11 protein-coding genes are annotated in these 9,171 nt (G+C 39.4%); 10 read left to right on the top strand and 1 reads right to left on the bottom strand.

Annotated elements, in window-relative coordinates:
• Positions 1-22 precede the first annotated feature (22 nt).
• Positions 23-580: an endonuclease SmrB gene (gene smrB / locus BW142_RS16060; RefSeq protein WP_024598396.1), complete on the bottom strand. Its 558-nt coding sequence runs from the start codon at positions 578-580 to the stop codon at positions 23-25.
• 152 nt (positions 581-732) lie between these two features.
• Between smrB and prmB the strand changes: the two genes are divergently transcribed.
• The 10 genes from prmB (at position 733) to BW142_RS16110 (ending at position 9,031) form a co-directional block, all read left to right on the top strand.
• Complete coding sequence (prmB, locus tag BW142_RS16065) at positions 733-1,668, top strand: 50S ribosomal protein L3 N(5)-glutamine methyltransferase (protein ID WP_076925501.1); 936 nt, start codon at positions 733-735, stop codon at positions 1,666-1,668.
• Between the two features lie 65 nt (positions 1,669-1,733).
• On the top strand, positions 1,734-2,831 hold the full coding sequence (aroC, locus tag BW142_RS16070; RefSeq protein ID WP_007377744.1) for a chorismate synthase: 1,098 nt from the start codon (positions 1,734-1,736) through the stop codon (positions 2,829-2,831).
• 120 nt (positions 2,832-2,951) lie between these two features.
• On the top strand, positions 2,952-3,329 hold the full coding sequence (locus BW142_RS16075) for a DUF4112 domain-containing protein (protein ID WP_076925502.1): 378 nt from the start codon (positions 2,952-2,954) through the stop codon (positions 3,327-3,329).
• A 106-nt stretch (positions 3,330-3,435) separates the two neighbouring features.
• Complete coding sequence (locus tag BW142_RS16080; protein ID WP_076925503.1) at positions 3,436-4,083, top strand: glutathione S-transferase family protein; 648 nt, start codon at positions 3,436-3,438, stop codon at positions 4,081-4,083.
• Positions 4,084-4,145: 62 nt separating this feature from the next.
• Entirely contained in the window at positions 4,146-4,607 is a 462-nt protein-coding gene (locus tag BW142_RS16085) for a zinc-ribbon domain containing protein (protein WP_076925504.1), read from the top strand.
• 117 nt (positions 4,608-4,724) lie between these two features.
• Positions 4,725-5,279 (top strand): elongation factor P hydroxylase, encoded by a 555-nt coding sequence (locus tag BW142_RS16090; protein ID WP_076925505.1) that lies wholly within the window; start codon positions 4,725-4,727, stop codon positions 5,277-5,279.
• Positions 5,269-6,432 (top strand): ATP-NAD kinase family protein, encoded by a 1,164-nt coding sequence (locus tag BW142_RS16095; RefSeq protein WP_076925506.1) that lies wholly within the window; start codon positions 5,269-5,271, stop codon positions 6,430-6,432. The genes BW142_RS16090 and BW142_RS16095 overlap by 11 nt, the downstream gene beginning before the upstream one ends.
• Positions 6,429-6,704 (top strand): YfcL family protein, encoded by a 276-nt coding sequence (locus tag BW142_RS16100; protein WP_002962183.1) that lies wholly within the window; start codon positions 6,429-6,431, stop codon positions 6,702-6,704. Before BW142_RS16095 ends, BW142_RS16100 begins: the two co-directional genes overlap by 4 nt.
• A gap of 149 nt (positions 6,705-6,853) precedes the next feature.
• Positions 6,854-8,410 carry an AbgT family transporter gene (locus BW142_RS16105; RefSeq protein WP_076925507.1) on the top strand — a complete coding sequence of 519 codons (1,557 nt, stop codon included), beginning with the start codon at positions 6,854-6,856 and terminating at the stop codon, positions 8,408-8,410.
• A gap of 141 nt (positions 8,411-8,551) precedes the next feature.
• Positions 8,552-9,031 carry a hypothetical protein gene (locus tag BW142_RS16110; RefSeq protein WP_076925508.1) on the top strand — a complete coding sequence of 160 codons (480 nt, stop codon included), beginning with the start codon at positions 8,552-8,554 and terminating at the stop codon, positions 9,029-9,031.
• The last annotated feature ends 140 nt before the right edge of the window (positions 9,032-9,171 follow it).

Consider the following 9,171-nt stretch of genomic DNA (forward strand, 5'->3'; position numbering starts at 1 on the left):
TACATCCTAGTAATAGCTAAAGTTAGCGTCTAAATTCATCACTTTGCGGTAAGTTAATTAGTATAAGTACTGCACCTCTACCACCATATTCGAGAGGAGCTTGATGCATTGCTATTACGTCTGGGTGCTGTACTAAGTATTGAGGCACTTTGTGCTTTAGTACGCCGCCGCCAATACCGTGCACCACACATGCACAATAGTAATGCTGCTTTTTACATTCGTGAATGAGTCCAGCGAGTTCATCTTTAGCAAGTTCTTTATTTAAACCATGTAAATCTAGCGTCAAATCGGGTGCAAAGTCACCACGGCGAAGCTGTTTAGCTAAAAAGCTGTCTTGGCCTGGTTTTACATATTTTACGGTGCCATGTGTATCTATATCGGGAATATAAACGTCTGAGAAAAAAAATTCAGACTGAGCCTGCTTTTTTTGCTGGGCAAATTGCTTAGCTTGTGACACCTTAGGTTTTGTATCAAAACGATGAGTATCTTGTTTAAATACCTTGGCGCCTGTGATCGTTTGACGAAATAAGCTTATGTCGTCATTGCTTAGGGACGAATGTGATGGAGTGTCTTTTTTCATAACTATTACCTAAACAAAAAAACGTAAAAACGCAGCGCAAAAGGCGGTACAATACTTAAATGAGGGGCAATTGTAATTTGCCCAGCGCAGATAGGCAATGCAATCGTCTTAAAGACTCAAAACAGTCAGTAAGCTAATACAGGTAAAAATATATGAGCGATTTACAAATAGAAGAAGCAACACTCGAAGAAGCCGTTGCAGAACTGTCAACTTTACATGACTGGTTACGTTGGACTACAAGCCAATTTGCAAGTAGTAGTATATTTTTTGGACACGGTACAGATAACGCATGGGATGAAGCTGTAAGCTTATTACTGCCTGCGCTTAGCTTGCCTGTTGATGCGCCAAAAGAATTAATGCACGCGCGTTTAACAAGCACAGAAAAAAACCGACTTGCGGGTCTTATTGCAGAACGTATTAACGACTGCACACCAGTACCTTACTTAACAAACATTGCATGGTTTGCGGGTATGCCATTTTATGTGGATGAACGTGTACTTATACCTCGCTCACCGTTTGCAGAGCTTATCAGCAATCGCTTTACACCTTGGCTTGAAGAGCCACAATCGGTTAACCGCATATTAGATTTATGTACGGGGTCGGGTTGTATCGCAATTGCACTTGCGCAAGCTTTTGAGGAAGCACAGGTTGATGCGGTAGATATATCGTATGAAGCACTTGAAGTGACAGATATTAACATTAACGATTACATGTTAACTGACCGTGTGTTACCCATTCAGTCTGATGTATTTAGCGGTGTACCAGGTCAAAAATATGACCTAATAGTAGCAAACCCACCATATGTTGATGCAGAAGATATGGCTGACTTACCACGTGAATTTCATCATGAGCCAGAGCTTGGACTTGCATCAGGCCACGATGGTTTAGACGTAACGCGTACTATCTTAAGTGAAGCGAGTGAGCATCTAACTGATAACGGTTTGTTATTTGTAGAAGTTGGCAACTCTATGGTACATATGGATGCACTGTATCCGGGCGCACCGTTTGAATGGATTGAATTTGAACAAGGCGGCTTAGGTGTATTTGTAATTAGCAAAAAGCAGCTAGATGAGTATTTTTCAAAATAAGTAAAAAAATGAATAGCCAAGCCTTGTGCTTGGCTATCGGTAGTCATTAGGAATGAGGAAAGTTAATGGCAGGTAATAGCATTGGACAGTTATTTAAAGTGTCCACCTTTGGTGAGAGCCACGGCGTTGCATTAGGCGGCGTTGTTGATGGTACTCCCGCAGGTCTTGAAATCACAGAGGCCGACTTACAAATTGATTTAGATCGCCGAAAACCAGGCCAAAGCCGTTATACAACGCAGCGCCGCGAAAGCGATCAAATAAAAATATTAGCAGGCGTTTTTGAAGGTAAAACCACAGGTACTAGCATTGGTTTATTAATTGAAAACACCGATCAACGCTCGCAAGATTACGGCAAAATTAAAGATGTATTTCGCCCAGGTCATGGCGATTACACGTATTGGCATAAGTACGGCTTGCGCGACTATCGCGGTGGCGGTCGTTCGTCTGCACGTGAAACCGCGATACGCGTAGCGGCAGGCGCTATCGCTAAAAAATACTTAAAGCAATTTCATGGTATTGAAGTTAAAGCTTGTTTAAGCCAGCTAGGTCCTATTAAGGCGGAAACGTTTGATTGGGATGAAGTTGAAAATAACTTATTTTTCTTTCCTGATGCAAGTAAGCTTGAAGCGCTTGACGAATATATGCGTGACCTTAAAAAGCAAGGTGACTCAGTTGGCGCTAAAGTAAAAGTAGTGGCAAGCAACGTACCTGTAGGTCTTGGTGAGCCAGTATTTGACCGCCTTGACGCCGAACTTGCACACTCATTAATGAGTATTAATGCTGTTAAAGGCGTGGAAATTGGTGATGGCTTTGATGTAGTTGAGCAAAAAGGCTCTGAGCATCGTGACGAGTTAACTCCTGAAGGTTTTACATCAAACCATGCGGGTGGCGTACTTGCGGGTATTTCGACAGGGCAAGATATTATTGCTTCTATCGCGCTAAAACCAACGTCGAGCATTACTATTCCGGGTAAAAGTATTAATACAAGCAACGAAGCGGTTGAGATGATTACCAAAGGTCGTCACGATCCGTGTGTGGGCATTCGTGCAATCCCGATTGCTGAGGCAATGATGGCTATTACTTTAATGGACCATTTACTGCGTCAACGCGGACAAAATCCACATGTAAATCACGAACACGGGCCAATTAACGGCTCTGTATAAAGATTTATAATTATAAAAAAACGCGGACTACCGCGTTTTTTTATGTCTGTAATTTAGTTTGAAGCCTTTCAGGAGTTGTTCAAGTAAGCCCTATATACTGCAAGAAGGAGGGTAGTAATCATGAACGATAATATTAATGAACACTCACAAATAAAAGCCCAAGCTGCAATAGCCCGCTTAGAGCGATTCAGTAAGTTAACTGATAGCAGCATTGGCATACCTTTTACTAAATTTAATATAGGTTTGGAGGCTGTAATTGGTTTAATTCCCGTTATAGGTGATGCCGCAGGGCTAATTTTATCAAGTTATGTGCTTATAGAAGCGCAGCGTTTAGGGGTGAGTAAACGTATAAAGACTAAGATGATTATCAATATGCTCATTGACTTTGTGGGCGGATTAGTGCCATTTTTTGGCGATATATTTGATGCATTTTTTAAAGCCAATACGCGTAATACTCGACTATTAAAAAAACATTTAAACAAGCAGTTAAGTGAGTAATTTATAGCTTTAAGTAACAGTTAGCAAAGAGACTTTAAACAAAATGTTGTTGGTTGTTTAATCACCTAGTAAGGTAGGAGCGTCTATTCACTTTGGTATCTACAATATGCAATTATTTATCGGTAATAAAAACTACTCTAGCTGGTCATTACGCGCATGGTATTTAATGAGTAAATTTGATGTTGAGTTTAGTGAAAACCAGCTAGTACTCGACACCCCTGACTTTTACAATGAACTAAAAAAGACCTTTGCTTTGCAAAAAGTCCCAGCGTTAATTGATGGCGATTTACAGGTATGGGATTCGCTAGCAATTTGTGAATATATTAACGATGCTTACTTATCAGGCGCTGCATGGCCAAAATATATTACCCAAAGAGCTAAAGCGCGTGCGCTAAGTGCTGAAATGCATTCGGGCTTTATGTCACTGCGCAGTGAAATGCCAATGAATATAAGAGCAACCCGTAAAGTAGAACTATCGAGCGAAGCACTAAAAGACATAGCCCGTATAGACGAGATATTTGCACAGCAACAAGATGTGTTTCCAAATGAGTGGTTTTTTGGTGACTTTAGTATTGCTGATGCCATGTATGTGCCTGTTGTACTGCGCTTAAAAACCTATCAAATTACGTTATCGCCAGAGGCGCAGCAATATTGTGATTTTGTGATGCGTTGCCCCGTATTGCAAACTTGGATTACTCAGGCATTAACCGAGACCGATATTGTAGAATGTGATGAAGCAGGCATGCCTGCATAACTATTGCTTTTATGTGATTTACTTTTTAGTATTAAAACCATAATTTTAAAGTAGGCGAGCTGATGTACCTTAACCATCCTAGGTATGGCGATAAACCAATTATTACCAATACATCTTCGACTATTGAAGCAATTGAGAATGCGCACTGGCGTTACTCGAGCCTTAAATACTTCCCTAATACGGTAATATTGGCTGATATAAAAAAGCAAAACTATGCTATTTATCCTCGGGCACTTTATGTTGATATTGAAGAGAAGTGCGGGACTTGCTCTAAGGCATTTATTTTTTTTGCTCAAGAGCAGCAATATTGGTTTGAGGTACTTGGTTTTTGGGTCGATTCACACTGTACTCATTGCTTTGAATGCCGTAAGCATGCCAGATATATACTTACTCTTCGTAAACGATACGATATGTTAACTAGCTTAGCCAATAAAACCTCAAGTGAAAAAACACAGCGTAAAGAACTTGCCAATACGCTTTACTGTTTAGGTATTATTAAAAATATCAATAAAGTGAAAGATTAGTCCGCTTATATTTTACTATCACGCCTTATTTTTACTTTAGTTGTAAAAGCCCGTACAATTCGTCTCGTTTTTACTGCGCAAAATAGCGCTGCAACCGAGAAAAATTAGCCTAATTTTATGCATCAAATAGCTGATCTAATTTCAATTTTTGAACGCACTTTTTATCAAAGTCATAATACATGTCTGATAAAAGGTGATTTTGAACCTGTGTATTTACCAGCAACAGAGCACGTGCCATATCACCAAGTTGTATTTGCGCATGGTTTTTATGCGAGTGCATTACATGAGCTAGCACACTGGCTGGTGGCCGGTGATGCACGTCGTTTATTAGAAGATTACGGCTATTGGTATTGTCCTGATGGGCGCGACAAACAAAAACAAGCTGAGTTTGAAAACGTAGAAGTAAAGCCCCAAGCTATTGAGTGGTTATTAAGCACCGCAGCAGGGTTTAATTTTAATGTGTCGGTGGATAATTTAAACGGTGAGCAAACGTGTCGGTTTGATTTTCAGCAGCGAGTACATGCACGGGTATTATCGCTAATCGAAAATGGTTTTAACTCCCGTACAGAGTCACTTTTAAGAGCACTCTGTGATTTTTACAATACACCGTGGCCATTAACAGCGCAGCAATTTAATTGGCAACATCCAAAGGAGCTTTGTAATGGCGTTTAAATTAGGTTTAATTGTAAACCCAGTAGCGGGTTTAGGCGGAACAGTTGCCTTAAAAGGTAGTGATGGCGCGCACACAGCCGCGAAAGCAATCGAATTAGGTGCAGAACCCAAAGCAAATAGCCGCACAAAAGCAGCACTTGAAGTGCTATTGCCTTATAAAGAACGTTTAACCATTTACACCGTTAACGGTGACATGGGTGAGCAAACAGCAAAAGCTTTGGGCTTTAAGGTAGAGGTTGTATACAACTCTGCAGTAATAACAACCCCAGATGACACAGAACAAGCAGCAAAAGTACTTAAAGACTTTGGTGTTGATTTAGTTTTATTTGCTGGAGGCGACGGTACAGCGCGTAATATTTGCCATGCAATCGAGGATACTATTCCCGTACTTGGTATTCCCGCAGGTTGTAAAATTCATTCTGGTGTTTACGCTATTACGCCAAAGGCTGCAGGGCGCGTAGTCGAAATGCTGGTTAAGGGTGAGTTAGTTACCTTAGCCGATGCAGATGTAATGGATATAGATGAAGATGCTTTCAGACAAGGCACAGTAAAGGCCAAACGCTACGGCGAAATGCAAACACCTAGCGAAGTACGTTATATGCAAGCGGTTAAAAACGGCGGTAAAGAAACCGACGAACTCGTACTTGCCGACATTGCAGCGCATGTTGTGTCGCAAATGGATGAAGACACATTTTATATAATGGGTAGCGGCTCAACTGTTGAAGCCATAATGGAAGAAATGGGGCTTGAGAATACGTTACTTGGTGTTGACTTAATAAAAGATCAAACCTTAGTTGCTCAAGATTTAACGGCTAAGCAACTATTTGAGCTTACTCATGAGCAAAGTACTAAGTTAGTTATTACGCTCATTGGCGGGCAAGGGCATATATTTGGCCGTGGTAACCAGCAATTGAGCCCTGCGCTTATACGTGCAATTGGCAAAGAAAATATTATTGTAGTAGCAACAAAAACTAAACTACAAGCGCTTAATGGTCGTCCCCTTATTTGTGATACAGGCGATGGCGAATTAGATGATGAATTAACCGGTTATATTAAAGTAACCACCGGATTTAACGACCATATTATGTATGCAGTAGGGCACCACAACATTGAAAATACAGGTGCTTTGCAAAACCAGGAGATTAATAAATGAGTTTAGTGAACTATATCGATGCAGCCCAGCAGTACTTCGATGATTTAGTAATAAAAGCAACTGACGATGAGTTATTTGCAGGCGGCTATTTACGAGGTCATTTTGATCTTGCAGTTGGTTATGCCGAAGTAGAAAAGCTGACAATCAGTATAGATGAGCTAAACGAAACTGTAGAGCAAAGCTTAGTTAAAGCATATCGCAACGGTGAGCTTAATGAAGAAGATAAAACATTAGTTGCTCGCCTATGGGAAGAAGTTAAAGCACTCGCTTAACACCTTTTTTAGCACAATATAAAAACACGATTTGTTTATCACTATCGTGTTTTTTTGTGCCCGAAACTTTAAAAGTAGATTTTTATGTTAATTTACTGTTTTGTTTTTATGCGATATTGTTACTAAAATAAATTTTAGGAACAATAAGAATGAATAATAATCAAGACGCTTTACCTTCAGGGGTTGTAGCGCGTTTTTTAAATTTTGTTGAGCGAGTAGGAAATAAGCTTCCTGATCCAGCCGTAATATTTCTATTTGCAATGTTATTAATTTGGTTTTTGTCGTGGTGGTTTTCAGGCGTGAGTTTTGATGCAATAGACCCACGTACCGGTGAAGCGATTATCATTAATAATATGCTGGCAAGTGATTCGCTCGCTACCTTTTTATCCTCTATGGTAAAAACCTTTACTGGCTTCGCTCCCTTAGGTGTCGTTTTAGTGGCTATGTTAGGTGTGGGCGTTGCAGAGCATTCGGGCTTTATTAATACCGGCCTTAAGTTAATGCTTAAAGTCACTCCTAAAAAGCTATTAACGCCTTCAATCATTTTAGTGGCCATTGTGAGCCATACCGCTACTGACGCAGGTTATGTGTTAGTCATTCCATTAGCCGGTGTGATTTTTTACGCCGCAGGACGCCATCCGCTTGCGGGTATTGCAGCTGCATTTGCAGGAGTCAGTGGTGGTTTTGGGGCTAACTTTATTCCATCGGGTATCGACCCATTGCTACAAAGTTTTACCCAAAGTGCGGCGCAAATAATTAATCCTGCAATGACAATTAACCCGTTAAATAACTGGGCATTTGCTTCAGCATCTAGCTTATTTATTGTGGCATTAGGCTGGTACATTACCGATAAAATTATTGAACCACGTTTACAAAAAACCGCGGTTGATGGCGCTAAAGAGGATTTACCTGTATTTGAAGATGCACGTAGTGATGAAAAACGTGCTTTTTATATAGCCAGTACAGTAATGATTGCAGGACTTGCGTTATTAGCATTTGTCTCTGCTCCAGACGATTCTGCAATGCGCAGTAGTGACGGATCCCTTACTAATTTTAGCTCTCCTTTAATGCAATCAATTGTCCCACTAATATTTTTACTTTTTTGGATTCCAGGCACTGTATATGGTTTTACGGTAGGTACCTTTAAAACCTCAAAAGATATGATTGATGCTATGAGTAAAGCGATGAGCGGCATGGCGTATTATATCGTTATGGCGTTTTTCTGTTCGCTATTTATTGCTGCATTTAGTAAATCAAATTTAGGTGCATTACTCGCAATCGAAGGTGCGCAGTTATTAAAGGCAATGGAATTGCCAAGTGCAGTAACGGTTGTGGGCATTATCTTTTTAACAGGCTTTGTTAACTTGTTTGTAGGTTCAAGTTCAGCAAAATGGGCGTTACTTGGCCCTATTTTTGTACCTATGTTAATGCAACTTGGCATTTCGCCAGACTTAACTCAAGCCGCTTATCGTGTAGGTGACTCAAGTTCTAATATTATTACACCGTTAATGCCTTATTTTCCATTAGTGGTGGTGTACTGTCAAAAGTATGTCAAAGGCACAGGTATAGGTACTTTAATTGCTATTATGCTACCGTACTCAATCGTCTTTATGATTGGCTGGAGTATCTTTTTATTAGGTTATTGGGCACTTGGTATTCCTTTAGGTTTAGATGCAAGCTATGTGTATCCGGCAGTAGCGCCATAACAAGAATAATCACTATAACAAAAGTAAAAGCCCCATCATGAACTGGTAGGGCTTTTTAGAACTTTAAATTAAGCATATTTATTTAATTGGATTAAATAATAACTCTCTTAGCTTGAGTGTGCATTGAGGGACTTAAAGTATATGAATAACAATAAAAAAATTAGTAGTGTGTTCACATATTCATATTTTTGGATAGCTATAATTATACCGGTTAGCTTATCTTCTTTACTGATGAGTTTTATTTTTATAAATGATGGTCTATCAATTGAATGGCCAAATAAAGAAACCCTATCTGTTTTCTTAGAATATATGAATGTGCCTTTATGGATTTTAGGTTCAGCATTACCTCTTGCTACTTTGGCAACTGCTAACTTTCGTGCATTACAGTTCCAATCTAATTTGAATTACCAGAAAAGAACAATAGAAAGGCAAGAGTTTGAGCATAAAATAGATCTCTATCATAAAGAGTTAACTCTATTTAGAGAAAAATTCTCTGCAGTTATATTCAATGGTAACTTTAAATGCATTAGACCTGAAGATGCCACATTAATTTTTACACGCTTTTATCCAAAACCAACAAAAAAAGAAGATCCATACTTCGAGATAGATATTAAAAAATAGAGTATATATATGAATTTATGAAACTATTCGAGGCTAAGGTTTTTGAGTTCGGGAAAATAGCAAACACTAAACGAAATAAACTGAAATTTATAAACTTATTGTTTCCCGACTTTTCGGAAGAGCAAAAAATAGAACAAGAG

Source organism: Pseudoalteromonas sp. EB27, from assembly GCF_001974875.1.
Lineage (GTDB): Bacteria > Pseudomonadota > Gammaproteobacteria > Enterobacterales > Alteromonadaceae > Pseudoalteromonas.